Annotated in this window: 1 protein-coding gene; it reads right to left on the minus strand. The window is 42.6% G+C overall.

What is annotated here, in order from left to right; all coding sequences use genetic code 11:
• The coding region (locus R7Z49_RS27940) for a helix-turn-helix domain-containing protein (RefSeq protein WP_318112910.1) at window positions 1-408 on the minus strand (408 nt) is incomplete at its 3' end.
• Between the last annotated feature and the right edge of the window lie 97 nt (window positions 409-505).

Below are 505 nucleotides of genomic sequence, written 5' to 3' on the forward strand. Positions count from 1 at the left end.
TTGTTGAAGTCGACGCTTATCTATCTCTTTGATTGTGTGCCAATGAACGCCTGTCACTTGGGCTATATGTTTAATTGGTAGCAGAGGTAACAGCTGTTCTATATAGCTTCGTAGGCGTTTAGTGATACGAGCATAAGGTTCCAACCAAGATAGCCGCTCTGTTTTAATGCCGCAGTTACTGCACTTGATGCGTCGGGTTTGAATGGACAGTTCAACGGGAGCTCCTAACAGTGTAGCTTCCTTCACGTTACGCCACTGATACTCATGTATGGCTTGAGCTTTAAGCCCGCACGGACACTTAGCGATAGAATTAGGTTTGAGAGTGAGCTTTATTAATGACGCAGTCTGATGAGACTTTACTATATGAAAGCCTTCCCAGAATGAAGATAGGAAAGTATGATTCGACATGAAAACGGTAGTTTGTGTAGGTTTTGTTTGGCGATAAAACTCTATCACTTACTACCGTTTTTGTTTTTAGTTCCCGCTTATCCGCGATGAACCTTTT

It is taken from the genome of Vibrio sp. 1562, from assembly GCF_033340155.1.
GTDB lineage: Bacteria > Pseudomonadota > Gammaproteobacteria > Enterobacterales > Vibrionaceae > Vibrio > Vibrio alginolyticus.